Origin of the sequence: Phyllobacterium sp. CCNWLW109 (assembly GCF_037203905.1) — a bacterium.
GTDB lineage: Bacteria > Pseudomonadota > Alphaproteobacteria > Rhizobiales > Rhizobiaceae > Phyllobacterium > Phyllobacterium ifriqiyense.
In genome coordinates, this window is the sequence record NZ_JBBCBK010000003.1 from 374,866 (window position 1) to 398,918 (window position 24,053).

General features: G+C 53.9%; 20 protein-coding genes. 7 read left to right on the forward strand and 13 right to left on the reverse strand.

The window, feature by feature from the left end; all coding sequences use genetic code 11:
- Window positions 1–2: 2 nt before the first annotated feature.
- Window positions 3–773 (reverse strand): GntR family transcriptional regulator, encoded by a 771-nt coding sequence (locus V9K92_RS12320; protein WP_337354121.1) that lies wholly within the window; start codon window positions 771–773, stop codon window positions 3–5.
- A 195-nt stretch (window positions 774–968) separates the two neighbouring features.
- Here V9K92_RS12320 and uxaC point away from each other — a divergent pair, with 195 nt between their 5' ends.
- From uxaC to V9K92_RS12350, 6 genes are all read left to right on the forward strand, one after another.
- On the forward strand, window positions 969–2,366 hold the full coding sequence (gene uxaC, locus V9K92_RS12325; RefSeq protein ID WP_337354122.1) for a glucuronate isomerase: 1,398 nt from the start codon (window positions 969–971) through the stop codon (window positions 2,364–2,366).
- A 16-nt stretch (window positions 2,367–2,382) separates the two neighbouring features.
- The gene (locus V9K92_RS12330; RefSeq protein ID WP_337354123.1) at window positions 2,383–3,861 is read left to right on the forward strand and encodes a mannitol dehydrogenase family protein; all 1,479 of its coding nucleotides are present in this window, start codon (window positions 2,383–2,385) and stop codon (window positions 3,859–3,861) included.
- Between the two features lie 117 nt (window positions 3,862–3,978).
- Window positions 3,979–5,157 (forward strand): ABC transporter substrate-binding protein, encoded by a 1,179-nt coding sequence (locus V9K92_RS12335; protein ID WP_115054800.1) that lies wholly within the window; start codon window positions 3,979–3,981, stop codon window positions 5,155–5,157.
- 61 nt (window positions 5,158–5,218) lie between these two features.
- Window positions 5,219–6,286, forward strand: coding sequence for an ABC transporter ATP-binding protein (locus V9K92_RS12340; RefSeq protein ID WP_115054564.1), 1,068 nt, complete (start codon window positions 5,219–5,221; stop codon window positions 6,284–6,286).
- Between the two features lie 5 nt (window positions 6,287–6,291).
- Window positions 6,292–7,197 (forward strand): ABC transporter permease, encoded by a 906-nt coding sequence (locus V9K92_RS12345; RefSeq protein WP_440808066.1) that lies wholly within the window; start codon window positions 6,292–6,294, stop codon window positions 7,195–7,197.
- A gap of 2 nt (window positions 7,198–7,199) precedes the next feature.
- A complete protein-coding gene (locus tag V9K92_RS12350; RefSeq protein WP_337354124.1) occupies window positions 7,200–8,045 on the forward strand; it encodes an ABC transporter permease in 846 nt (281 codons plus the stop codon).
- Window positions 8,046–8,101: 56 nt separating this feature from the next.
- Here the strand turns inward: V9K92_RS12350 and V9K92_RS12355 are convergent, their stop codons facing one another.
- The 4 genes from V9K92_RS12355 to V9K92_RS12370 form a co-directional block, all read right to left on the reverse strand.
- Complete coding sequence (locus V9K92_RS12355; protein ID WP_337354125.1) at window positions 8,102–9,118, reverse strand: Gfo/Idh/MocA family protein; 1,017 nt, start codon at window positions 9,116–9,118, stop codon at window positions 8,102–8,104.
- Window positions 9,115–10,155, reverse strand: coding sequence for a Gfo/Idh/MocA family protein (locus V9K92_RS12360; protein WP_337354126.1), 1,041 nt, complete (start codon window positions 10,153–10,155; stop codon window positions 9,115–9,117). The genes V9K92_RS12355 and V9K92_RS12360 overlap by 4 nt, the downstream gene beginning before the upstream one ends.
- 12 nt (window positions 10,156–10,167) lie before the next feature.
- Window positions 10,168–11,358, reverse strand: a complete 1,191-nt coding sequence (locus V9K92_RS12365; protein ID WP_337354374.1) for an ABC transporter substrate-binding protein — start codon at window positions 11,356–11,358, stop codon at window positions 10,168–10,170.
- A gap of 176 nt (window positions 11,359–11,534) precedes the next feature.
- Complete coding sequence (locus V9K92_RS12370; protein WP_337354127.1) at window positions 11,535–13,061, reverse strand: UxaA family hydrolase; 1,527 nt, start codon at window positions 13,059–13,061, stop codon at window positions 11,535–11,537.
- 550 nt (window positions 13,062–13,611) lie between these two features.
- Between V9K92_RS12370 and V9K92_RS12375 the strand changes: the two genes are divergently transcribed.
- Window positions 13,612–15,051 (forward strand): calcium-binding protein, encoded by a 1,440-nt coding sequence (locus V9K92_RS12375; RefSeq protein ID WP_337354128.1) that lies wholly within the window; start codon window positions 13,612–13,614, stop codon window positions 15,049–15,051.
- Between the two features lie 138 nt (window positions 15,052–15,189).
- On the opposite strand, the gene V9K92_RS12380 is transcribed toward V9K92_RS12375, so the two are convergent.
- The 8 genes from V9K92_RS12380 to V9K92_RS12415 all read right to left on the reverse strand — a co-directional run bounded on the left by V9K92_RS12380 (window position 15,190) and on the right by V9K92_RS12415 (window position 24,034).
- Window positions 15,190–16,461, reverse strand: a complete 1,272-nt coding sequence (locus tag V9K92_RS12380; protein ID WP_337354129.1) for a polyhydroxyalkanoate depolymerase — start codon at window positions 16,459–16,461, stop codon at window positions 15,190–15,192.
- 186 nt (window positions 16,462–16,647) lie between these two features.
- Window positions 16,648–16,935: a DUF1330 domain-containing protein gene (locus tag V9K92_RS12385; RefSeq protein ID WP_115054556.1), complete on the reverse strand. Its 288-nt coding sequence runs from the start codon at window positions 16,933–16,935 to the stop codon at window positions 16,648–16,650.
- A 103-nt stretch (window positions 16,936–17,038) separates the two neighbouring features.
- Window positions 17,039–17,749, reverse strand: a complete 711-nt coding sequence (pyrF, locus tag V9K92_RS12390) for an orotidine-5'-phosphate decarboxylase (RefSeq protein ID WP_337354130.1) — start codon at window positions 17,747–17,749, stop codon at window positions 17,039–17,041.
- A 62-nt stretch (window positions 17,750–17,811) separates the two neighbouring features.
- Entirely contained in the window at window positions 17,812–18,408 is a 597-nt protein-coding gene (gene pmtA / locus V9K92_RS12395; RefSeq protein WP_115054554.1) for a phospholipid N-methyltransferase PmtA, read from the reverse strand.
- Between the two features lie 83 nt (window positions 18,409–18,491).
- Window positions 18,492–19,622, reverse strand: a complete 1,131-nt coding sequence (dnaJ, locus tag V9K92_RS12400) for a molecular chaperone DnaJ (RefSeq protein ID WP_115054553.1) — start codon at window positions 19,620–19,622, stop codon at window positions 18,492–18,494.
- Between the two features lie 300 nt (window positions 19,623–19,922).
- Window positions 19,923–21,842: a molecular chaperone DnaK gene (dnaK, locus tag V9K92_RS12405; RefSeq protein ID WP_115054552.1), complete on the reverse strand. Its 1,920-nt coding sequence runs from the start codon at window positions 21,840–21,842 to the stop codon at window positions 19,923–19,925.
- A 240-nt stretch (window positions 21,843–22,082) separates the two neighbouring features.
- Window positions 22,083–23,069, reverse strand: a complete 987-nt coding sequence (locus tag V9K92_RS12410) for a Gfo/Idh/MocA family protein (RefSeq protein WP_337354131.1) — start codon at window positions 23,067–23,069, stop codon at window positions 22,083–22,085.
- A gap of 74 nt (window positions 23,070–23,143) precedes the next feature.
- A complete protein-coding gene (locus V9K92_RS12415) occupies window positions 23,144–24,034 on the reverse strand; it encodes a LysR family transcriptional regulator (protein WP_115054798.1) in 891 nt (296 codons plus the stop codon).
- Between the last annotated feature and the right edge of the window lie 19 nt (window positions 24,035–24,053).

Below are 24,053 nucleotides of genomic sequence, written 5' to 3' on the forward strand. Positions count from 1 at the left end.
GATCAGACAAATGATCCAGGGTGGGTTTTTCTCAATGTTTCAATGTCGGGAATGACGGCATTCAAATGCTGCTTCATTGCCGCGCAAGCGGCGGGAACGTCATGGCTTTCAATCGCGTCGCGAATGATCTTGTGTTCGGAAAGAACATGGTTCATGCGGCCCAGACCCGGAAGCGTCATACGCCGTGCCCGGTCAATCTGCACTTTCACGGGTTTTAAATAGTGCCAGATGCCAGGATGTCCGGAAATTCCCGCGATGGCCTCATGAAAGGCCTCATCAGCTTCGTGGAATGCACTCATATTCTGCCTATCGGCAAAGAAATGCTGGCGGGCGAGTATCTCGTCCAGCCATTCAACATCCTTCGCCGTCGCAACCGCCGCCGCGCGTTCGACCGTAGCGCCTTCAAGCGCCTGCCGGATGATCACCGCTTGCGGTATCAATGCTACAGGAATACGGGCAACGAAAGTTCCCGATTGCGGAAACACGTCGACAAGTCCGTCTTCAACGAGGCGGATCAATGCTTCGCGGACAGGCGTGCGGCTCACACCGAAACGCTCCGTCAAAACTTTCTCGTTAAGTGCGGTGCCAGGCGTCATTTCCATGGCGACAATGGCTGCATGAAGTTCGCGATAAATAGCCATCGCGGTGGTCATACGCCCTGCAGGAGCGCCTCTCGAACTGGATCGCGCAGCTTGAACGGCGCGATCAGGCTTGGATTCCGGCGCTGGCGATACTAGCTCCGCAGTCTTCCCCCCGACATTCTCTGCTGTCATTTCAGCACTCCATTTCCACCTATCACAGACCGTCAGTCTCATTGAATGATGGAATTCCGTATAAATTCATAGTCCAATGGCATCGTTATCCGGCGATATAAACGCAATCGCACGCTGTTGACATACTAATATATTATTATTTACTCTTCGCCAAGATCATCGTTCACATCAATTGAACGGCGGCGAGGAACATCCATGGCACTCCACCCAGACAGACTATTCCCAATTGAATCTGACGCGCGTTTGATTGCGAGACGCTTGTTCGACGCAGTGGAGCATCTACCTGTCATCTCGCCGCACGGCCATACGGATCCATCATGGTATGCCAAGGACGAGGCTTTTCCCGATCCGGCCAGCCTTTTTGTGAAGCCCGACCACTATATTTTCCGCATGCTTTACTCGCAAGGTATCCAGCTTGAGGATCTTGGTGTGCCAAGACAGGACGGCGGGCCGGTCGAGACCGACGGGCGCAAGATATGGCGCTTGTTTGCGAAGCATTTTTATCTGTTTCGAGGCACTCCATCACGACTTTGGTTCGAGCATGCACTCGAAACCGTATTTGGGATTGAAGAGCGCCTTACGGAGAAAAATGCAGACGCGCTCTATGACAAAATCGCCGGTCGGTTGGCTGATCCATCCATGCGTCCCCGGGCCCTCTACAAACAGTTCGGGATTGAAGCCATCTCCACCACGGATGCCGCTACAGACGATCTGGCCGCACATGATGCGATACTAAAATCCGGCTGGGATGGCCGCGTGGTGCCAGCCTATCGCCCCGATGCCGTGATTGACGCATCGCGTCCGGATTTCCGGAGCAATGTTGAGAGCTTCACCGCTTTGGCTGGCACGAAGCTTGACTACCAAGGTTATCTTGAAGCTCATCGCATAAGGCGAGCCTACTTCAAGAAGCGTGGCGCTACATCATCAGATCATGGCCATCCGAACGCGCGTACCGCCAATCTTTCGGCTTCGGAAGCTTCGGCATTGTTTGAGCGTGTGCTGAAGAACGCCTCAGTAGCCGATGCGAATCTTTTCCGAGCTCAAATGTTGACCGAAATGGCGCGCATGAGCACCGAAGACGGGCTGGTCATGCAGATACACCCGGGTTCCTTCCGAAACCATAATGCATCGGTGTTCGAGCGCTTTGGCCTGGATAAGGGCGCCGACATTCCGCGATCAACAGGCTATGTGGAGGAATTGAAGCCGCTATTAGACGCATTCGGCAATGATAGCCGCCTGACACTCATTCTGTTTACGCTGGATGAGACGAGTTACAGCCGGGAACTTGCACCTTTGGCAGGTCATTACCCTGCCCTGCGGCTCGGACCTGCATGGTGGTTTCATGATAGTCCTGAAGGGATGCGCAGGTTTCGTGAATTGACGACTGAAACCGCTGGTTTCTACAATACGGTCGGCTTCAACGATGACACGCGAGCTTATCTCTCCATCCCGGCGCGTCATAATATGGCGCGGCGGGTCGATTGCTCATATCTTGCCCGGCTTGTTGCCGATCATCGACTGGACGAAGACGAGGCGCATGAAATCGCCCATGACTTGGCCTACCGCCTGGCAAAACAAGCCTACAAGCTTTGACTGAAAGAATACAAAAATGACTAAACCAGCACGTCTCTCCAATGCAACACTTTCACATCTGTCAAAGGAGGTGACGCGCCCTGGATATGATCGAAGCCAGACAAAAATTGGCATAGTTCATCTTGGCATTGGAGCTTTTCATCGCGCGCATCAGGCAGTTTATACGGATAGCGTATTGGCCAGCGGCGATAATAGCTGGGGTATCCTCGGCGTGTCTTTGCGCAGTGGTGATACACGTGATGCTTTGGAGCCACAGGACGGGCTTTATACCGTTGCAACACGCAGTGGAGATGAAGACAGCTTCCGTGTGATCGGAAGCATTGGTGGGCTTATGGTCGCCCCGGAAAATCCGGCTGCCGTTCTCGACGCCATGACGAATGCGGCGGTTCGGATTGTCTCGCTTACCGTGACCGAAAAGGGCTATTGCTATTCACCGGCTTCCGCAGCGCTCGACGAAGCTCATCCCGACATTGTTCACGATCTTGCGAACCCCGCTGCTCCGAAATCGGCGATAGGCTTCATCGTTGAAGCTATTTCTCGTCGGCGCGCCAATAAGATCGAACCTTTTACGCTTCTATCGTGTGACAATCTTCCCGCAAATGGCGAGACGTTGCGACGTGTAGTGACACGCTTTGCTGAACTGCGCGATTCCGAACTTGCAAATTACATCAAGGAGAAAATCGCCTTTCCATCAACGATGGTTGATCGAATTGTTCCAGCGACCACTGAAGCTGACCGCGCAACGACTTTGAGCGCAACAGGGCTAGTTGATGCCTGGCCGATTATGACCGAACCCTTCACGCAGTGGGTTATAGAAGATCATTTTCCGGCTGGCCGACCAGCTTGGGAAAATTTCGGCGCAACCTTCGTGGAAGATGTTGATGCTTTTGAACTGATGAAGCTTCGGCTCCTGAATGGCAGCCACTCCACATTGGCATATCTTGGCTATCTGGCGGGCCATGAAACGGTCTCGGACGTTATGAAAGCTCCAGGTTTCAGCGAACTCATCAAAGCGATGATGGATGAGGAAATTTCCCCTACGCTTCCACCGCTTCCGGGTTTCGATCTGGAGGCTTACAAGGCGCAATTGCGTGAACGCTTCTGTAATCCTGCTCTTAGGCATCGTACGTGGCAGATTGCCATGGACGGCTCACAGAAACTGCCCCAACGCCTTTTGAATACTATCCGCAAATGTATCGACAACGGCTTGCCGTTTGATCGTCTGGCGCTCGGAGTAGCCGCCTGGATGCGATACGTGACTGGCGCAGACGAAAAAGGAGACGCTATCGACGTTCGCGATCCGCTTGCAGCTGAACTCAAGAAGCGCGCAGCGAACAAGAACAATGCCGAGGAGTTGGTGACCGCATTTATCGGAATGGACCAAATATTTGGACGGGATTTGCCAGAAAATGAAGCATTCGTTCAATTGGTAAAGACCCAACTTGCGAAGTTGATGCGACTTGGAGCAGCAAAAACCGTTACACAGATAGTCTAAGATGAAGGCCCTTGCTATCTCCATCTGATAGATTAATATATTAGACAATACTGACCAGTCGGGAAGCTGGTCGTGCCCGAAAATAGGGCGAGAGAATTAAACAGGGAGGAAGTCATGATCCGCATTACACGCAGGCACGCTATTGCCGGATTGGCGGCGGTTGCCACCTTGCCGGCAACACGTCTTTTTGCTCAATCCAAACTGGCTTTGCCGAGTTCACCCATCACATTGAATATTGCTGACGTGGCGGGCAACCTTGCACTGACGCAAACGGCGATCGAAAACTACGCCAAGGCAAAACCGGAACTCGTTTCTAAGATCACCTTCACGAAAGCGCCGGCACCGGAACTTCCCGGAAAAATCAAGGCGCAGCAGGCCGCAAACAGGCTCGATATCGATCTTGTATTGACGGGCACAGATGCGCTTTCGGCGGGTCTTGACCAGGATTTGTGGGTCAAGCTTTTGCCTGATCATTCGGCTTCCTTGCCCGATCTTGCTAAAATCTATCTCGAGCCTGCGCACCGCATGCTTGCCTTGGGCAAGGATCACGGCGTAATCGTAACCTATTATCCCTCTGGGCCGCTCCTCGAATATATGCCGGAGCGTGTGAAAAAAGTTCCAACGACCGCCGAGGAACTGCTTGCGTGGGCAAAGGAAAATCCAAACAAGTTCCTCTATGCGCGCCCCGCAAACTCCGGCCCGGGCCGTACATTTTTGATGGGCCTGCCCTATTTGCTGGGCGATATCGACCCGCGAGATCCGGTCAAAGGCTGGGACAAGACCTGGGCCTATCTTAAGGAATTGCACAAATATATTGAATACTACCCAACCGGCACGGGCGCCTTGATGAAGGAACTCGGCGAAGGAACGCGCGACATGACCGTTTCCACCACCGGCTGGGATATCAATCCACGTGTGCTGGGCGTTGTCCCGAAGGAAGCCGCTGTTGCACCGTTGAAAGGTTTCCATTGGGTCGCTGACGCGCATTACATGTGCGTGCCAAAAGGTATCGCCGATGAGAAGCTTGCTGTTCTGCTTGATCTGATGAGCTTCCTGCTTACACCAGAGCAGCAGGCATATACTTATGATCAAGGTTACTTCTATCCGGGTCCTGCGGTGAAGGATGTTCCCATTACGATGGCCCCCCAGGAAAGTCAGGATGCCATCGCTGAATTCGGTCGTGCCGAATATGCTGACTGGATCGCCAATAACCCGGTCGAAATTCCCCTCGAGCCATCATCCATGGTCGTGGCTTTCCGCCGCTGGGATGAAGAAGTCGCAGCCAAAAAGTCCTGATCCCTAGACGAACATGGAGCCATCCGGTGAGACCGGATGGCTTATAATTATGAGGTAATCGATGCTGCTTGCGTCATCCCCGTTCAAGGAAATCCGTCTCGATCGGATGAGCCGTGCCTTCGGTTCGCACAATGCGCTTAAAGATGTTTCTCTTTCGATCCGAAAAGGAGAATTCATCGCTTTGCTCGGCCCTTCCGGCTGTGGCAAATCCACGGCGCTGAACTGCATCGCCGGTCTTCTGTCCACTACGGGTGGAGGTATCTTCATTGACGACAAGCGCATTGACACGTTGAAGCCCGAGGATCGCGGCTTTGGTATGGTGTTTCAGAACTATGCGCTTTTTCCGCATATGACCGTCAGACAGAATATCGGCTTTGGATTAAAGATGCGCCGCGTGCCCAAGGCTGAGGCTGAAAAGCGCATCGAAGAAGCCTTGAACCTGGTGCGGTTGCAAGGACAGGGACATAAATTGCCAGGCCAGCTTTCCGGCGGTCAACAGCAGCGTGTCGCCATTGCCCGTGCCATTGTCATCGAACCGCCTTTGGTGCTGATGGACGAGCCGCTTTCAAATCTCGATGCGAAGCTGCGCCTTGAAATGCGCGCCGAAATCCGCCGTATTCACAACCAGCTTGGTGCGACAACCATCTATGTAACGCATGATCAGGATGAAGCTTTGTCGCTTGCTGATCGGGTTGTCGTGCTGCGAGATGGCGAAATCCGTCAGGTTGGCGTGCCGAGCGATCTCTATGAGCGTCCCGACCATTTGGATGTGGCTGAATTCATGGGATATCGCAATCGCCTGACCGGGAAAGTCATTGCGGTTGACGGAGATAAGACCAGCATTGCCGTTGGCGCTTCAACGCTATCCGGAATTGCCCGAGACACGTTGAAGGTTGGTGACACTGCAGTTGTGGCAGCTCGTGCCGATGATGTTGTCGCGGGGACGAAATCCGGAACGACTGTCGAAGCTGTCGTCGAAACCATCGAATATCGCGGTCGTGAATTCGTTGGGACCGCTCGCACTGCTGAAGGGCTTGAGCTTGTATTTCATGCCCCTCAGACGGCTGCACTTGGCAGCGCTATCTGGCTTTCAGTCGATCCGGCGCGCGCGCTGGCTTTTGCGGCGTGACAGCCATGATCAGTGTGACCTCAACGCCTTCGGTCAACCATTTATCTTTGCGCCAGCGGCTCGCCCTGCGCGGGATTGACGGTGTGACATTGCTTGTCTTGCCTGCGGTTATTTTCCTGCTGGCGGTTTTTATCTACCCGTTCATTTACGGTCTTATCCTCTCCTTTGAACCCAAAGAGGGAGGCATGTTTGCCAATTATCAGAAATTCTTCTCCGACCCGTTTCTCTATGACACGATCCTGACGACGCTTTGGCTTGCGGTGCCGGTTACCCTGATAAGCATTGCCATAGCCTTGCCGGTAGCCTTCCGTGTTCGTCTGATGACCCACCAGCGTTTGTTGACGACGATACTGGTTTTGCCAGTCACGCTTGGCACGGTGCTGGTAGCAGAAGGATTGTTGAACTACCTTGGTCCGCAAGGCTGGTTCAGCCGTACATTGATGATGATCGGCATGATTGACAGTCCGGTAAAGCTCACCAATAATTATTGGGGCGTTTTCGCATCGCTCATCATTACCGGCTTTCCATTCACCTTCCTGCTGACCCTGTCCTATGTTTCAGGCATCGACCCGGCATTGGAGCAGGCTGCCGCCACGCATGGCGCAAAAAGTTGGCAGCGTTTTCGTTATGTGATGTGGCCTTTGCTTGTGCCCGGCCTCACCATTGCGTTCTGTCTGTCCTTTGTGCAGGCCTTCGCAGTCTTTCCTTCAGCCGTTCTGCTTGGCGCGCCGGCAGGACCCACCCGCGTCATTTCCATTGCGGCCTATCAGGCAGCTTTCGAGCAGTATGACTATTCAATGGCATCGGCCATCGCCATGATCATGGCAGCCGTCCAGTTACTGATTGTGGTGTCACTGCTCTCTATTCGTAACTTGTTCTATCGCGGCTCGACCGCTGGCGGAAAGGGCTGACGATGATCCGCGATACGACCATTGGAGCAAAGCTCTGGATCACTGCCGTATGGGTGGTGGTCGCCTTCTTCATCATCAATCTTCTGGCGATGATCGCAACAGTCATCATATCGTCTTTCGGTACGCGTTGGCTTGGCACTTGGCTACCGGCCGGATGGACGACAAAATGGTATTTCACCGCATGGTCGGAATTCCAGCTTAGCGACGTGCTGATCGTTACATTCCAGATTGTCTTCACGGTGGTGTCGCTTTCGGGCCTGCTCGGCGTTACGGCTGCCTATGCTTTGGCGCGCCGCAACTTTCCCGGCAAGAAACTGATCATGCTCCTATTTCTTTTGCCCCTGCTCGTGCCGCCGATTACTTTTGGTATTCCACTGGCCACGGTGCTCTATCAAGCGGGCGTAGGCGGCACTTTCTGGGGTGTGGTTCTTGCCAATCTGGTGCCGACAGTGCCCTTCGTTATTCTGGTGATGATCCCCTTCATAGAGCAGATCGATCCGAAGGTTGAAGCTGCCGCACGGGTGTTTGGAGCCGGCACATTCCAATTGTTCCGATATGTGCTGCTGCCAATGCTCCTGCCCGGCATACTAGCAGCGCTGCTATTGGTACTGGTGCGCACGGTGGCTATGTTCGAGCTGACCTTCCTGACCGCCGGACCAACCAGCCAGACGCTTGTGGTCGCCCTTTACTACTCTGTATTTGCATCTGGCGTTCGTGCTGTGCAGTCCATCGACGCGATGGCGGTTGTCTATATGGTCACCACGCTGGTCTGGTTGCTTATCGCACTGCGTTTCGTCAACCCGACACAGATCGTGGCACGGGCAAAGACACAACAGACAACGGCCTGATCTGCACATGCAAAACCCGCCGGAATCATTCCGGCGGGTTTTCATTTCAAAGCTGCTCAAACTGGCTGGAAATTGGATGGATCCGCCCGGATGATATCCGCGATAAATTTTTGGGTCGCCAGAGCTTCTTCCCCTGTCACTATTGGGTCCCGTTTTTCGGCGACTGCGGCCAGAAAATCCGCAATGAGCGCCCGATGCGCATCATGGGGGAAATCCATGATATTCGCCCCACTGCCGGACTTGCCTTCCGCCTCGATGATTTCCTCGTGTCCATCCAACCAGGAAAGCTTCAAGGCGCCGCCCGCAAGATGAGCCGAACCAAGCGATCCGGTGATTTCCAAGGTTTCCGGAAAACCCGGAAAGGCGGCTGTCGTGGCCAAAAGAGATGCAGGCGCGCCATTGGCCAGGGTCATTAAGGCTGTCACATGATCTTCCGATTCCATGCGATGCAGAGCGGTCGTTCGTACCTGCGAGGCCACAATAGTGCTGATGGGAAGAAGCGAACGGAACAAATCCAATGCGTGGATTGCCTGCGATAGCAGCACGCCTCCCCCATCGCGAGCGAAGGTTCCCCTTCCACCTTCATCATAATAACTCTGCGGACGCCACCAGGGTACGCGTAGCGACGTTGCCTGCACATCACCCAGACTCTTGTCTTCCAGCGCTTGGCGTAGCCTGAGGCTGGCGGGCCTGAACCTGTGCTGCAATACAACACCGAATGTCAGCCCGCTGGCACGGCCGCGTGAAACAATTTGCTCCGCACGTTGCAACGTAATGTCCAACGGCTTTTCCAGAAGCACATGTTTGCCAGCGGCAAAACTCTTCTCGGCGATTTCAAGGTGGGCATTGGCCGGTGTCAACACCAGCACAATGTCCACAGCAGGGTCTGCGATGGCAGCATCAACATCGTTGGTCACCGGAAAAGGAAAACTCTTCGAAAACTCTTCCGTACGCTCCTTTGTCCTGCTGGCCGCCCATATCACATCCACCTTGTCCTGAAGGTCGACAAGGCTTTTCGCATGGGGCAGCGCCGCGGGCCCAAGGCCGATGATTGCAAGGCCGAGCATTTTCATTGCTTGTTCTCCTGCGGTCGAAACGCGGGGCGGTGCGCGAGGATGGTCGCGCGTTTTTGTGCGTCAAGCGCCAGTCTGCTCACGGTAAAGACGTGGCTTTGCTTCATCGTGGTTTCACTGCGCTCGCGCACATCCGTCAGAAAGGTCCTGAAGTAAGTGATCGGTTCCCGGCTGGCATCCATATGTTTTGTGCCCTTGCCGTTCACGAGGAACACGTGGTCCGTCCCGTCGCGACCGGCAATATCGACATATTTACGCAGCTCGATCGTGCCTTCTGTGCCAAGTATGATCAGCCTGCCGTCGCCCCAGGTGGAAAGCCCATCGGCGGTGAACCAATCCACGCGAACATAGCCGGTTGCCTGATCGCTGCGCAGTAACACTTCGCCAAAATCCTGAAACGCCGGAATATCGTCGGCACCAAAATGGCCAATTGCGCTGGATATGATCTCCGCAGTGTCAGACCCTGTATAGGTCAGAAACTGATCGATCTGGTGCGAAGCAATATCGACCAGAATGCCGCCGTAAAATGCAGAATCGAAGAACCAGTCAGGCCGAATGGGGCGGTTCAGTCTATGGGGTCCAAGACCGATAGTCTGGATTACACGCCCGATGGAACCCTCATCAATCAGCTTCTGCGCCACTCCGGTTGCTGGAACAACGAAACGCTCCGAAAAGCAGATGGAAAATATGCGTCCCGTTTCCGCTACGACCTTTTCGATCTCTGCAAGCTGTGCGTAATCGGTGATCCCCGGCTTGTCCGACATCACGTCCTTGCCAGCCTTCATGGCTGCAATGGCAATTGCTGCGCGCTCACTTGGCACTGCCGCTGTAACGATTATATCAATCGATGGATCATCGATAAAAACCCGGCCATCGGGTACGGATTTGAGGTCGGGAAAACGCTCGGCAATGCCTTCAAGAATTTTCCCGTCTGATGTTTGCGAAACGAAACCGGCGCACTCAGCGCCGGCTTCAATCAGACCATTGATCATATGGTAGATATGACGATGATCAATGCCAATGACGGCAAACCGCATGACTTTTACCTGCTACTTGTTCATCTTATTGGCACCGACTTCACGGTCCCATTTTTCAAAAGCTGCAACAAGCAATTGCGGCTTCAAGGGAGCCTCCACCGGATATTTCGCGATCAAATCTTCATAGATTGGGCGCCCAAACTCGGCGATGACATCCTGGCTTTCCTGCGGCGCCATATTGAGCGGAACGTCCTTTACTGCCGGACCGGGATAGAAATAGCCCTTGTCATAGGTATAGGCCTGCTGCGCCGGTTCGAGCATGTAGGACATGAGCTTGAGCAGCACGGCAACCTTGTCATCACCAACCCCGCGCGGAATACACATGAACTGGGTGTCCGGAACCCAATGGGTGCCATCAAGCGCAAAGGTTTCTGCTTCCTTGGGTACCACGCCAAGGACGCGCGGATTAATGTCCCAACCGAAGGTGGACACGATCATATCACGCGTGCCTTCAGCAAACTCCTTCATGGTCGCGGTGGTGCCGGGCGGGTAATAATCGATGCCCTGATCGAGTTCTTTCAAATATGCCCATGTCTTTTCCCAGCCATTGATGGGATCGCTGGGGTTTTTATCGCCGAGAATATAGGGCATGGCCATCAAGAAGGTCCATCCAGGTCCCGAATTAACCGGGCGCGCGTAACAAAAACGGCCAGGATTCGCCTTGACCCAAGCGAGCAATTCCTCCGCATTCTTCGGCACTGTTTTGACGCGATCCGGCGCATATTCAAACAATGGTCCGGAGGGTGAGTAGACGACAGCCACGCCTTCATTTTGGCCGAAATTCTTCTGCATCATGAGTGCCTTCTCATGATAGATTTCATCTGCTTTCGGCAAGAGGTCCGGGTATTTCGTCCAGACATCGATCCAAAGACCTTGTGTAATGCCATCTGACATAGCGCCGGGGCCTGTCAGCACCAGATCAATATCGACCCGGTTGGCAGTCTGCTGCGCCTTGAGCTTGGCCGGAAGCTCCGGTGAGGGGGCGCGCGAGAAAATCACTTTCGATATAAGTGCTGGATTTTCCTTGGCAAACTTCTCGATTGCCGCCTGTGTCAGCTGCAGATTTCCAGCTACATCGATGATGTGCAGCGCGACAGGTGACGATGGCAGAGGTAGTGATTGCGCAAAAGAAAAGCGCGGCAATGCAGTTATTCCGGCAATGCCAGCCAATCCCCCGATTGCTTGTCTGCGATTAATTCGGATCATTATTTTCCTCCCAGAAATGACCGATTATTCTTATTTCTCCCAAAACAAGAATAATCATATTAGTATATTAATCGGAGGAAAAGCAACCCGGCCTCAATATTCGCTTAAGTCGGGAATTCCATAAAAAAGGGAGCCCCGGCTCCCTTGATTTAACTCATTTCTTTGGAGAGACCTTACATTGTGGCCCCGATTTGCCATGGCACGAATTCCGCATCGCCATAGCCCAGGGCCTCGGATTTGCTGCGCTCACCTGAGGCGATCTTCAGGATATGCTCGAATATTTCGCGTCCCTTGTCTTCGATGGAGACACCGTCGAGGACGTCACCGCAATTGATATCCATATCCTCGATCATCTGCGTATACATCGGGGTATTGGTGGCGAGCTTGATGGAAGGCGTCGGCTTGCAGCCATAGGCAGAACCACGGCCCGTGGTGAAGGCAAGAATATTGGCACCGCCTGCCACCTGGCCCGTCGCGGAAACTGGATCGTAGCCGGGAGTATCCATGAAAACCAAACCGCGCGCCGTAACTGGTTCCGCATAGCCATAGACCGCTTCGAGCGGCGTTGTGCCAGACTTTGCCACCGCGCCAAGCGACTTCTCAAGGATGGTGGTCAATCCGCCCGCCTTATTGCCGGGTGAAGGATTATTGTTCATTTCCATGCGGTTACGCGCCGTGTAATCTTCCCACCAAGCGATGACCGATTGCAGGCGTTCGACCGCTTCAGGGTTTGAAGCGCGCTCAATCAACAGGTGTTCTGCACCATAAATCTCCGGCGTTTCGGAAAGAATGGCGGTGCCACCCTGCTGCACCAGAAGATCAACGGCCGCGCCCAACGCCGGATTGGCGGTGATGCCGGAATAACCGTCCGAGCCGCCGCATTGCAAGGCGAGCATGAGTTCCGATGCGGGAATGGTTTCGCGCTTCACATTTGCCGCTGTCGGCAGCATGTCACGCACGGCAGCGACACCCGCTTCCATGGTCTTACGCGTGCCGCCTACCTCCTGAATTGTCAGGCTGCGGAATGTGTCGCTTTCGACAATATTATAGGCTTCTTTCCAGCGTCCGATCTGGAATCCCTCGCATCCAAGGCCGACCATGAGCACTGCGGCGATATTGGGATTGGTTGCATAGCCCCACTGGGTACGCTTCAAAACCTCGTAACCCTCACCCTTCACATCAAGCGCGCATCCACCGCCATGAACCAGCGGAATTATGCCGTCAACCATCGGATATTCGTCAAGAATACCGGACTTTTGCACTGCCTCAGCGATGAACCGGGCAACCGAAGCGGAGCAGTTCACGGAGGTCAAAACGCCGATATAATTGCGCGTTCCGGCACGCCCATTGGCGCGGCGAAACCCTTCAAAAACAGCACGTTGGCTAATGGGCAGTACGCCATGCACGGAGGTCGCGTGAGCCGCATCAGGTTCGCGCGCGAAATCGCTGTAGTCGAGATTATGTTCATGCACCCATTGGCCTGGCTCGATCTGCTTGGAAGCAGAACCAATGATCTGGCCAAATTTGCGAACCGGCTCACCCTTGGCAATCAACCGCGAAGCGAGTTTGTGGCCGCGCGGCACGCGATCCGTTACGGTAACATTTTCAATGCGTTGCCCGACCTGAAACGTGTCGACAGCAACGACGACATTGTCGCTGGCATGCAGGCGCAAATGCCGCGGTGCGGTGAGGGTGTCCATGTAACTCTCCAATTGGTCAATTAATATATTAGTCGCGTCGCGCTGGCTTGCAATGTGTCAAGATGAAACAGCGGAAACATTCCGGGTTAAAAGGCTGAGCTCACGGTGAATTATCAACCGATCACAACTAAAACACACGCTGCGATAGAGAATATTCGGCAAAATTTGCCAGGTTTTGGGGAAAAATCGGCAAACATTGCGAAGTTTCCAACCGATATGGTCAAATCACGCAGGAGACAAAGCTTTCTTTTCAATTTTCCAGGAAGCAAAATTCACAGACCCCCCATGAATTTCGGCGGCCATGGCCAAACTTTTTTTCGGAGGCAATTGGCGGCATAGGGCGCCGTACCCTTCGTTACTCAAACCTGCGTTCGTTGAAAGATAAGCGAAATTCCAAATATATTTTAATTCAACTTTTGAAATATATTGAAGCTATATTTCAAACATACTTTGTCATAAAAATTTGGGTTGGAATAGAACTAAATTTGTAGTTCATATTCAAAATATATCCAAGCTTATCTGAGTGAAACTCTCCAAATCGAGGACTGCCATGGCGCTCAATCAATCCCTGCTCGACCTTTTGAATATTCATCCGGAAAATGGTCTCGACGAGGTCATTATCGGCAATAATGGCGACGACACAATTTTCGGTGGCAGCGGCAACGAATATATCGAAGGTGGGAGCGGAACCGATTTGCTGTTCGGCAATGAGGGTATCGACACGCTGGGTTATGCCGGTTCGAAAGAAGGAGTCATGGTACGTCTGGGCGGACTTAACGGTTCGGGCACGCTCGGCGGTTGGCATGGCGATGCGGAAGGTGACCGGCTTGCCGTCGGTTTCGAAAACGTTGTGGGTTCCGGTTTCAACGATGTCATTTCCGGCGATGCCGGAGACAATGTTCTGGCTGGCCTCGACGGGGATGACGGCCTTGGCGGCGGCGCCGGCAATGACACATTGGTCGGCGGTGCCGGCAATGACTGGCTGGACGGCGGAACAGGCGACGACAAGCTGCTCGGCGGCTCAGGCGAAGACTACGCCTATGGTGGCGCTGGCAATGATGTTCTCGACGGCGGCAATGGCGATGACCGGCTTAGTGGCGACGAAGGCGACGACCAATTGCTCGGCGGTGCCGGTAATGACTGGCTCGACGGCGGTACGGGAAATGACTATCTCAATGGCGGTCTGGGCGATGATCATATTCGCGGCGATGCTGGCGACGACACACTGATCGGCGGCGCTGGCGATGACGTTCTGAATGGCGGCGACGGCGACGACCGCATCAGTGGCGGCACCGGCAATGACGCAATTGACGGCGGCGAAGGAACCAATTGGATTGATGCCGGGGCTGGTGATGACGAGATCCACACCAGCGGTGCTGCAAACTGGGTCAATGCTGGCGATGGCGATGACAAGGTATTTGGTGGCTCCGGCGATGACAGGATCAGCGGCGATGGCGGCGATGATCAGCTCAATGGTGGAGCCGGCACGGATTGGATTGATGGCGGCGATGGCAATGACACGTTGTTAGGCGGCGAAGGCGATGATTTCCTTCGTGGCGGCTCAGGCGACGATGTCCTGAATGGCAGTGCGGGCGATGACCGCTTGAACGGCGGCGAAGGCAATGACATTCTTAATGGTGGCGACGGCAATAATTGGCTGAGCGGTGGGTCTGGAGCAGACACGTTTATCTTCGAGACGTTCGGGCGGACTGCCCACATTACCGACTTCAGCGCAACTGACGGTGACAAGATCGATCTGAGCCGTCTCGATGCGGATACAAATACCGCTGGCAACCAGCCTTACCATTTCATTGGCGAAAGCGACTTCTCCGGTGCGGCAGGCGAATTGCGGATCGTGGTGCCGGAACAGGCAAGCGATACGCAATATCTGCATATCGAGGCTGATAGTGACGGCGACGGAATTGCCGACCTTATCATTGAGGTCAATAATACGGACCATGACTGGTCGGCAAACGACTTCAATCTGTAATGGAAATGAGAAAGGGCCGCTGAACAAGCGGCCCTTATCTTATGGACTATTTGGATGATGCGGCTAATTTTGCCAGAGCGCCGGGCGCTTTTTAAGTCGGCAAACTAATCTCTAACGCGCCCGACGTTTCCGCTCGTATCAAGCGCGTCGCGTGATGGGTGTTACATTTGATTGACGTTTTGCCTGTGCGTGGTCATTGACGAATTTGACGATCCGCGGCGCGATTTCAGCGCGGAATCTCGACCCATTGAAAACGCCGTAGTGGCCAACCTTGGGCTGTAGATAATGTAGCCGCATGTCTTCAGGGATATTGACGCATAGCGTTTGCGCGGCCTTTGTCTGACCCACGCCCGAAATATCATCGTTCTCTCCCTCAACAGTCAGAAGCGCCACATTGCGAATCGCAGATGGGTCAACCGGCAGGCCGCGATGCGTCATCTCCCCTTTTGGTAAAGCCTGGCGCACAAAAACCGTATCCACAGTCTGCAAATAAAACTCGGCTGTCAGATCCATTACCGCAAGATATTCATCGTAGAACTCGCGATGCTTGTCTGCGGAATCGCCATCTTCCTTGACCAGATGCACAAAAAATTCCTTGTGGGCAGTAATATGCCGGTCGAGATTCATGCTCATGAACCCGGAAAGCTGTAAAAACCCTGGATATACATCGCGCATGAAACCGGCATGCGGCCATGGAACAGACATGATTACATTTTCGCGGAACCAGTCGATACCCTTTTCTTCGGCAAGCTTGTTCACAGCTGTCGGATTCTTGCGGGTATCAATTGGCCCGCCCATCAGCGTCATGCTCGACGGGGCAAACCGATCGCCATTGGCTTCCATGACTGCCACGGCAGCAAGCACGGGCACAGAGGGCTGGCAGACCGCGACAACGTGGGTATCCTCGCCCAATGCATGAAGTATTTCGATGACATAATCGATATAGTCGTCAAGATCGAAAGAACCATCGCTCAAAGGAACAGTGCGCGCGTCGACCCAATCGGTAATGTAAACCTCGGCATCCGGCAGCAAGGCCTCGACTGTGCCGCGCAGCAAAGTCGCATAGTGCCCGGACATGGGAGCCACGATCAAGATCTTGGGATCGGCAGCCCGTTTTGCCGACAATGAGCGCTTGAAATGAACCACGTTGCAGAATGGCTTTGACCAGACCGTTTTCTCGCGAATTTCCGTTTCAACGCCATCAACGACAGTCGTCGGAAGGTTGAACTTTGGTTTTGCATAGGCTCTCGTGGCGCGCTCAAACAGCTCGCAGCCAGCAGTAATCGAACGCCCTAAAACCGTTTGTGACAATGGATTCAACGGGTTGTCGTAAAACAACTTGGTAGCGTCAGCCAGAGCGCGATAGGGTTGAAGCGCCGCATGGTTGAGTTCATAAAGCTGGTAAAACATTCCACTGTCCGATCCATCAGCACAACTGCAACCTAAAGACCATCTCACTCACAGGTGAAAAAGTTCTTGATTGATCAGTGAGCCTATCCGGTTTTGGTAATATTGCAATGCAACAAACAGCTAAGGCTGGATAAAAATGCCTTAGCCCGGCATAGCCAGAAACCATTGAAATTATTAGCTAAAGTGTCAAGCGCCCTCGACAATCAGCATTTCAGCGTCAGCCACGCTTTGCCGAATTGCTTTAGCCGCCTGATATTCCGGCGAATTGTAACAATCTAATGCTGCTTGGACCGACGGAAACTCGATCACGACATTGCGGCCACGGGCTTGCCCTTCCAATGTGTGAAATGGACCGCCCCGTGCCAGGAAATTGGCGCCAAACTTTTCAAAGGCCGGTTTTGCCGTCGAGACGTAATCCTTGTACCGTTCAGCATCCCGAACGTCGACACGTGCTATCCAATATCCCTTGGCCATAGTCCCTCTACCTTCTGCAATTGGTTACTCTTACAGCTTGAGACTGTGCTCTCATTTCCAGCCATTAGCTCGATTTGAGAATCACATCCCATCCTAATCGAGCTTATGCTGGCGCAAATCCGTTTGCCATTTCGCTCAATATCGATTCAGCCGCTGAACGCCGATCTTGCGCGGCAATAATTGGACGCCCGACCACAAGATGTGTCGCCCCGCCACGAAGCGCATCCGCAGGTGTCATTACCCGTTTTTGGTCTCCAACATCCGCACCTGCCGGGCGGATACCCGGTGTCACAATATTGAGTTTCGGCCCGACAATCTCGCGTACGCCCGATGCTTCGGCGGCAGAGCACACAATGCCGCCCATGCCGGCGTCGGCGGCCTGTTTTGCGCGCTTTAGAACAAGAGCTTCGGGACTGTCGGCGTAACCGGCCTCAATGAGGTCTTGCCCATCCATCGAAGTCAGAACAGTGACACCGAGCAAGCACAGATCCGATCCGTGCGCTGCTTCAACCGCTGCCCTCATGGCCCTCGGATAAGCATGCAAGGTGAGCATCGACACGCCCATTTTAACAATATTCTCGACGCCCTTGGCGACAGTATTGTCGATATCGAGAAGCTTCATATCCAGAAAGACTTTTTTGCCCGACCGGACCAGGTCAGATGCAAAATCCAATCCCCCGGCAAATACCAGCTGATAGCCGATTTTATAGAAGGTCACCATATCGCCAAGTTCGCCGACAACCTCATTGGCCACTTCAACCGTAGGCACATCAAGGCCCACGATCAGGCGCTCGCGCAAAGCCGCATTCGTCATGACAAATCACCTTTTCTGTTGATCGTATTCCAATCGCACAGAAACGGCCAACAGGAAAGAACCTAATCGGCGCGCCGATACACCCAAAGCCGGGCTGGCGGCACATTGCGGATAATGAAGTCGAGATGTTCGACCTTGTAATTACCGCGTCCAGCAGGAACAGGCGACATGGGGCCATAGGTGATCTGAACGACCGGGCGGCCATGGGGGATACGGCGCAACAGATCTTCGATGATTTTAACGCGGTCGCCGACGGGGAAGTTCAACAAGGGCACCGCCGAAATGACCGAATCAAACTTCTGGTCACGCTTGTCGCCAAGGGTCGTATCCAGATCGAAAGCATCGCCTTCGATAATGTTTACGCCTGGAAAATCTTCTCGCAAATGTTCAGCAAAATCCGCTGAATATTCAACGCAGTAAAGGTCGGATGGCTCTACACCGCGCTTCAAAATGGCTTTGGTGATAACACCCGTGCCCGGCCCCAACTCCAGCACAGGAAGGCCGGAATGCGGATTGATGACGCTTGCCATGCGGCGAGCCGTGACAGAACTTGTCGGCAAAATTGACCCGACAGCCTTCGGCCCGTGCATCCAACCCTTGAAGAAGCGAATTTCCTCGCCGAATTTTTCGGCAAACTTCTTGCCCAGTGGTCGTGACATGCCATTCCTCCGTCGCAGCAAGAACAATTTATGACGCAACCGACGATAGATGCAAGGCTGCAACTTGCGAAAAACTCAATAAACTACTCGCTCAACCCCTCAAAGAAATCCTTCATGCGGGAAAAGAAGCCTGTCGATTGCGGGCTATTGTCCTGCGAAGAAACGCGTTCGAATTCTTCCAGCAATTCGCGCTGCTTCTTGTTGAGGTTTTGCGGGGTTTCAATTGCGATCTGAATATAGAGATCGCCCATGGCGGGTTGCCGTAGAACCGGCATGCCTTTGCCTTTCAGGCGGAACTGCTTGGCGTTTTGCGTACCATCTGGAATCTTGACGCGCGTCTGGGTGCCATCCAGTGTCGCCACCTCGAACTGTCCGCCAAGCGCGGCTGTAGTCATCGAGATCGGGACTTTGCAATAAAGATCGGCACCATCGCGCTGGAAGAATTCATGTGGCTTCAGCGAGAGGAAAATATAAAGATCGCCTGAGGGGCCGCCGCGAAGTCCTGCCTCGCCCTCACCCGTGAGGCGAATGCGTGTTCCATCTTCAATGCCGGCTGGAATATTGACCGAGAGAGAACGCTCTTCGGTGATACGTCCCTGGCCGCTGCATTTCGGGCAAGGGTCCTTGATGATCTGGCCGCGGCCGTGACAGGTCGGGCAGGTGCGTTCAATGGAAAAGAAACCCTGAGCTGCACGCACGCGGCCGGAACCGCTACAGGTGCCGCATGTGACCGGTTGCGTGCCGGGCTTGGCACCACTGCCGGAGCATTCGTCGCAAGTAATCGATGTCGGGACATGGATTTGCGCCGTCTTGCCTGCATAGGCTTCTTCAAGCGTGATTTCCATATTGTAGCGCAGGTCCGCACCGCGCTCGCGACCACCGGAACGGCGCTGGCGTCCGCCGCCCATCATCTCGCCAAAAATGTCTTCAAATATGTCGGCAAAGCCACCGCTGCCGCCGCCACCGAAACCACCGCCGCCCATGCCGCCATTTTCAAAGGCAGCGTGACCGAAGCGATCATAGGCCGCGCGCTTTTGCGGATCTTTCAGCGTTTCATAGGCTTCGCCGATTTCCTTGAACTTGTGCTCGGCATTGGCATCGCCCGGATTCTTGTCAGGGTGGAATTGCATTGCCAGTTTACGGAAAGCGCTCTTCAGCTCTTTCTCATCAGCGCCTTTGCCTACGCCGAGGGTTTCGTAATAGTCAGCCTTCATCCAAATACTCGTTCCATGGGATCGCCAGAACTTCCGCAGAAGCTCGTTTAAGAGCGGTATTTAGGTGCTCACGCCCGTAAATGCCATAGTTAACTTACATTGATTCTAATCAAATGGCGCATATTTGCTGTTTAAAGCGTTTATGTGGCAACAATCTGGGCCAAGCCAGCCAATCAATAACGCGGCAAATCGAACGACCAAAATTTTCTTGAACTTCGAAGGCCGTTCCAGCTTGACCGCCGAGCAAACAAAAAGCCCGGCTCAATGGCCGGGCTTTTCGTTAAACGCAGGGCGTTAGGATCAGGCAGACTTCTTCTTGCCGTCTTCGTCGATCTCTTCGAAATCGGCATCGACAACATCATCATCTGCCTTTGCAGTCGCATCGGCTTCAGCACCTTCGCCAGCTTCCGCAGCCTGTGAGGCTTCATACATGGCCTGACCAAGTTTCATCGAAACTTCGGCAAGAACTTGCGTCTTGGCCTTAATGTCTTCAGCGTCATCGCCTTCGACAGCAGTCTTCAGCTCGGCAAGGGCGGTCTCAATGGAGCCCTTGTCTTCAGCCGAAACCTTGTCGCCATAATCCTTCAGCGACTTTTCAGTCGAATGGATCAGAGCTTCAGCCTGGTTCTTCGACTCAACGGCCTCGCGGCGCTTCTTGTCGCTCTCGGCATTGGCCTCGGCGTCCTTGACCATCTTCTCGATATCGGCGTCGGAAAGACCGCCCGATGCCTGAATACGGATCTGATGTTCCTTGCCAGTGCCCTTATCCTTGGCCGAAACGTTGACAATACCGTTCGCATCAATGTCGAAACCGACTTCGATCTGCGGAATGCCGCGTGGTGCTGGCGGAATACCAACGAGATCGAACTGGCCAAGCGACTTGTTGTCAGCAGCCATTTCACGCTCGCCCTGGAAGACGCGGATCGTCACGGCGGACTGATTGTCTTCAGCCGTGGAGAAAGTCTGCGACTTCTTGGTGGGGATCGTGGTGTTGCGTTCGATCAGACGTGTGAACACGCCGCCAAGTGTTTCGATGCCAAGTGACAATGGCGTTACGTCGAGCAAAAGAACGTCCTTGACGTCGCCCTGCAGAACGCCAGCCTGAATGGCAGCACCCATGGCCACAACTTCGTCCGGATTCACACCCTTGTGTGGTTCCTTGCCGAAGAAGGCTTTGACGATTTCCTGGATCTTCGGCATGCGGGTCATACCGCCGACGAGGACCACTTCATCGATTTCGCCAGCCTTGAGGCCTGCATCCTTGAGCGCGGCCTTGCATGGCTCAACCGTGCGCTGGACCAGATCGTCAACGAGGCTTTCGAACTTCGAGCGCGACAACTTCATGGTCAAGTGCTTTGGACCCGAAGCATCTGCCGTAATGAATGGCAGGTTGATTTCAGTCTGCTGCGACGAGGAAAGCTCGATCTTGGCCTTTTCGGCAGCTTCCTTGAGGCGCTGCAAAGCAAGCTTGTCGTTCTTCAGGTCGATGCCCTGTTCCTTCTTGAACTCGGCTGCGAAATATTCAACGAGACGCATGTCGAAATCTTCACCGCCAAGGAATGTATCGCCATTGGTGGACTTAACTTCGAAGACACCATCGCCGATTTCCAGAACGGATACGTCGAATGTACCACCGCCAAGATCGTAGACGGCAATGGTCTTGCCTTCCTTCTTGTCGAGGCCATAGGCCAGAGCAGCAGCAGTCGGTTCGTTGATGATACGCAGAACTTCAAGACCGGCAATCTTACCGGCATCCTTGGTTGCCTGACGCTGGGCATCGTTAAAGTAAGCCGGAACGGTGATAACGGCCTTTTCAACCTTTTCGCCCAGATAGGCTTCAGCTGTTTCCTTCATCTTCTGCAGGATCATTGCGGAGATCTGCGAAGGCGAATACTTCTTCTTGTGCACTTCTACCCAAGCGTCGCCATTATCGCCTTTGACGATTTCATAAGGAACAAGCTTCTTGTCCTTGGCAACAGTCGGGTCTTCGTAGCGGCGGCCGATAAGGCGCTTGACCGCAAAAACGGTTCCTTCCGGATTTGTTACAGCCTGACGCTTGGCCGGCTGGCCAGCAAGGCGCTCATCACTATCCGTAAAAGCGATGATCGAAGGCGTTGTACGTGCACCTTCTGCATTTTCGATGACCTTCGCGCTCTTGCCGTCCATAACGGAAACGCAGGAATTGGTCGTACCCAGATCAATACCGATAACTTTAGCCATTACTCTTCTCCATTCAGCAGGCTGCCGGGACCTCTGCCGAGCATTCCATACGGGCAGCCCCTAGGGTTTAACAAAATCAGGGCTGCCGGGGCGGGCAGTTCCTTACAGTGTTGAGGGCTATATAAGAAGGGGTAAATTGCCATGCAAGTAAGAAGCAGTGCAATTTACACCCTTAATAGCCCAAAAAGACACATAAAATGGCGTTTTCAGCCCGTTTTATGCGGATACTTATAAGAGTCGTCAGACGGTTTCCCACTTGCCGCTCTTGTCGGAGCGATAAACGGCATCAATGAGCTTTTGATTCCGTACCGAATCTTCCAGCGAAAACACACCGGCCTTCTCGCCTTGGGCCTCGCGGGCAAATGCCTCGACCTGCAACCTGTAGTGGTTGACGCCACCAAAGTTGAATTCCTGCGCACCGTCATGTGCCGCGTTATGCAGCCAAACCTTTGCGTGGTCATACTTGCCTGTGTTGAACGGCGCCAGAACCTCGATATAGCCCTTGTCGCCATGAAAAACGATGGACTGGCGCGACGCAAGCTGGGTCCCGACATAGAAACCCAGTTCAAAACCATCAAAATCAGCACGGACGCTGGCATAGCGGTCCGTGCCGAAATCCGGGTCGCGCTCGACTGTGGCGCTAACCCGAAGCGGCTCCTTGCCGGTGACGAAACGCGTGACAACAGTCGGATAGACGCCAATATCGGGCAAGGCACCGCCACCCAGCGATAGCTGATTGCGCATATTGCCCGCATCCTTGTTGAAATAGGTGAACGCTGCCTGAACCCGACGCAAGGTTCCGATGGTTCCACCCTGCACCAACTCACGAACTTTCAGCCATTGCGGATGATAGGTGACCATGAAGGCTTCTGAAATCAAGACGCCATGCGTATCGCGGGCATGCTGCAAGGCGGCAATCTGATCGGCATGCAGCGAAATCGGCTTTTCGCACAGGACATGCTTTCCAGCTTCGGCTGCCTTCAACGACCATTCGACATGCTGCGAGGTCGGCAAGGGAATATAGACGCCGTCAATATCCTTGGAGGCGAGCATTTCCTCGTAGGAGCCGAATGCATGGGGAGCGCCAAAACGATCCGCCACCGCGCGTGCTTTCGACAAGTCACGGCTGGCAACGGCCGATAGAACCGAATTTTCCGCATCGCAAATGGCGGGAATAACCACGGTGACGCCAATTTTGGCAGTAGACAGAATACCCCAGCGAAACATGCAAACTCCTTCTATGACCGGCCCGATAGGCGGTCAGCACCCTATTGTATTTCGGTTACGGAAGGAAAGACCGCTCAACCGGTATATTTGAAGAAATCGATAAATGCGCGCAGTGCCGGACGCATTTGCCTGCGGCTGGGGTAATAAAGATAGACGCCGGGAAATGGCGTGCACCAATCCTCCAAAACGCGTTGCAGCCGCCCGTCGGCAATTGCTTTGGGCACCATATGCTCCAAAAGAAAAGCAATGCCCACGCCGCCAAGCACTGCTTCAAGAACCAACGTATCATCACCCAGAATAAGCGGGCCATCGACATCAAGGACGATTTCTTCCACGCCTTTTTCAAATTCCCAGCGATAGACTTGGCCGCTGGAAAACCGGCGGCGGATACAGCGATGATTGAGCAAGTCTCTCGGGTGTAACGGCACCGGATTGCGTTTGAAATAGTCCGGCGTAGCAACGACACTTCCAGAAATCGTATCGCTCATGCGCACAGCGATCATATCCGATTCCAGGCTCTCTCCAAGCCGCATGCCCGCATCCATGCCAGCGGCAACGATATCATTGAATTGTTCCTCTACCCGCAATTCCAGCGTGATTCCGGGATAGGTCTGGCTAAAATCCGCGAGTCTTGGACCCAGCAGCCAATGCGCGGCGAAGGGCGGTACGCTGAGCCGCAGATTGCCTGCCACACGATTATTGGCTTCTTTAACTGCACCCAGCGCCAGGTCGATCTCACCAAGGGCAGGCTTCAAGCGCTTCAGCAGCATCGCCCCTTCATCCGTCAGGGCGACGCTGCGCGTGGTGCGGGTCAATAATCGAACCCCCAGCGATTGCTCCAGCGCGGCTATGGCATGACTGACCGCCGAAGGCGCAATGCGAAGCTCCTTGGCGGCACCGCGAAAACCACCGCAGGCGGCGACAGTGGTGAAAATGGCGAGTTGGGGCAAATGAGAACGATCCATTGATCTATAATATAGAACA

What these genes read in the sequence shown, in the direction of transcription:
- V9K92_RS12320 (WP_337354121.1), bottom strand. Translation starts at nt 773, where the DNA reads ATGACAGCAGAGAATGTCGGGGGGAAGACTGCGGAGCTAGTATCGCCA.
- uxaC (WP_337354122.1), top strand. Translation starts at nt 969, where the DNA reads ATGGCACTCCACCCAGACAGACTATTCCCAATTGAATCTGACGCGCGT.
- V9K92_RS12330 (WP_337354123.1), top strand. Translation starts at nt 2,383, where the DNA reads ATGACTAAACCAGCACGTCTCTCCAATGCAACACTTTCACATCTGTCA.
- V9K92_RS12340 (WP_115054564.1), top strand. Translation starts at nt 5,219, where the DNA reads ATGCTGCTTGCGTCATCCCCGTTCAAGGAAATCCGTCTCGATCGGATG.
- V9K92_RS12345 (WP_440808066.1), top strand. Translation starts at nt 6,292, where the DNA reads ATGATCAGTGTGACCTCAACGCCTTCGGTCAACCATTTATCTTTGCGC.
- V9K92_RS12350 (WP_337354124.1), top strand. Translation starts at nt 7,200, where the DNA reads ATGATCCGCGATACGACCATTGGAGCAAAGCTCTGGATCACTGCCGTA.
- V9K92_RS12355 (WP_337354125.1), bottom strand. Translation starts at nt 9,118, where the DNA reads ATGAAAATGCTCGGCCTTGCAATCATCGGCCTTGGGCCCGCGGCGCTG.
- V9K92_RS12360 (WP_337354126.1), bottom strand. Translation starts at nt 10,155, where the DNA reads ATGCGGTTTGCCGTCATTGGCATTGATCATCGTCATATCTACCATATG.
- V9K92_RS12370 (WP_337354127.1), bottom strand. Translation starts at nt 13,061, where the DNA reads ATGGACACCCTCACCGCACCGCGGCATTTGCGCCTGCATGCCAGCGAC.
- V9K92_RS12375 (WP_337354128.1), top strand. Translation starts at nt 13,612, where the DNA reads ATGGCGCTCAATCAATCCCTGCTCGACCTTTTGAATATTCATCCGGAA.
- V9K92_RS12380 (WP_337354129.1), bottom strand. Translation starts at nt 16,461, where the DNA reads ATGTTTTACCAGCTTTATGAACTCAACCATGCGGCGCTTCAACCCTAT.
- V9K92_RS12385 (WP_115054556.1), bottom strand. Translation starts at nt 16,935, where the DNA reads ATGGCCAAGGGATATTGGATAGCACGTGTCGACGTTCGGGATGCTGAA.
- pyrF (WP_337354130.1), bottom strand. Translation starts at nt 17,749, where the DNA reads ATGACGAATGCGGCTTTGCGCGAGCGCCTGATCGTGGGCCTTGATGTG.
- pmtA (WP_115054554.1), bottom strand. Translation starts at nt 18,408, where the DNA reads ATGTCACGACCACTGGGCAAGAAGTTTGCCGAAAAATTCGGCGAGGAA.
- dnaJ (WP_115054553.1), bottom strand. Translation starts at nt 19,622, where the DNA reads ATGAAGGCTGACTATTACGAAACCCTCGGCGTAGGCAAAGGCGCTGAT.
- dnaK (WP_115054552.1), bottom strand. Translation starts at nt 21,842, where the DNA reads ATGGCTAAAGTTATCGGTATTGATCTGGGTACGACCAATTCCTGCGTT.
- V9K92_RS12410 (WP_337354131.1), bottom strand. Translation starts at nt 23,069, where the DNA reads ATGTTTCGCTGGGGTATTCTGTCTACTGCCAAAATTGGCGTCACCGTG.
- V9K92_RS12415 (WP_115054798.1), bottom strand. Translation starts at nt 24,034, where the DNA reads ATGGATCGTTCTCATTTGCCCCAACTCGCCATTTTCACCACTGTCGCC.